Origin of the sequence: Streptomyces sp. SID4985, assembly GCF_009863025.1 — a bacterium.
Lineage (GTDB): Bacteria > Actinomycetota > Actinomycetes > Streptomycetales > Streptomycetaceae > Streptomyces.
The window spans coordinates 1-1,253 of record NZ_WWIR01000199.1; the positions used below are offsets into that span (position 1 = coordinate 1).

1 protein-coding gene is annotated in these 1,253 nt (G+C 76.9%); it reads left to right on the forward strand.

Features of this window, described 5'->3' with window-relative positions:
- On the forward strand, window positions 1–990 hold a 990-nt coding region (locus GTW40_RS07790; protein ID WP_161179417.1), incomplete at its 5' end, for an ATP-binding protein.
- Between the last annotated feature and the right edge of the window lie 263 nt (window positions 991–1,253).

The following is a 1,253-nucleotide window of genomic DNA, read 5'->3' on the forward strand; positions in this document are numbered from 1 at the left end:
GCGGTGTCCGGGCGGCGGGGCACGATGGTGGCGGCGTACCAGGGGCGGCCCACCATGTGGGCGGCGGCACCGGCCGACGGCGGGCGGGCGATCGCGGTGGAGGTGGACCACTCGCAGCAGGCGCGGACCATCGCGGGGCTCGACCGGTCGATCCTGTGGTCCTCGGCGCCGGCCATAGGGACGACGGCGCTGGTCGGGGCGTTCGCGGTGACCCGGGTGACCCGGCGGCTGCACACGACCGCGCGGGTGGCCCGGCGGATCAGCGCGGGCGACCTGGACGCGCGGGTGGACGATCCCCCTACCCGGGACCCGGAGCGGCAGCGGGACGAGGTGGCGGCGGTGGCGGCCGCGCTGGACTCGATGGCGGCGAGCCTCCAGGGCAAGCTGCTGAGCGAGCAGCGGTTCACGGCGGATGTGGCGCACGAGCTGCGTACCCCGCTGACCGGGCTGCACGCGGCGGCCGAGCTGCTGCCGCCGGGGCGGCCGACCGAGCTGGTCCGGGACCGGGTGGCCGCGCTGCGCACGCTGACCGAGGACCTCCTGGAGATCTCCCGGCTGGACAGCGGGCGCGAGCGGCTGGAGGCGGACACCGAGGAACTGGGCGCGCTGGTACGGCGGGTGGTGCGGGCCTCGGGGACGGACACCGAGGTGGTGGTCGTCCGGGACGCGCGGGTGGAGACCGACCGGCGGCGCCTGGAGCGGGTGCTCGGCAATCTGGTCGCCAACGCGCACCGGCACGGGCGGGCGCCGGTGCTGCTGACGGTGGACGGGCCCGTGGTGACGGTCCGGGACCACGGGGACGGCTATCCGGCGTATCTGGTGGACCACGGCCCGCAGCGCTTCCGCACCGAGGGCGGCTCGAAGGGGCACGGTCTGGGGCTGACCATCGCGCTGGGCCAGGCCGAGGTGCTCGGCGCGCGGCTGGCGTTCACGAACGCGGCGGACGGGGGCGCGGTGGCGACGCTGCGGCTGGGGGCGGACGGGGAGTAGGCGACCGCACGGAACGCGTACGGCACACGTACGGCCGAGCGCTCGCCCGTCGCGCCCCCGGAACCCCCGAAAGCCCCCCTCCCCGATGGCCCACTGCGGCGCGCAGCCGCCGATGGCCGCTCCTAATGTGGCGATTAGTCAGTTGCACCCGCCTCCGGAGGTGTTCCATGTCCCTGCGTTCCGCCCTCACCCGCGGCCTCGCCCTGGCGGCCGCGACGGGCACCCTGCTCGCCGGTGCCGCGGCCGTCCCGGCCGGGGCCGCC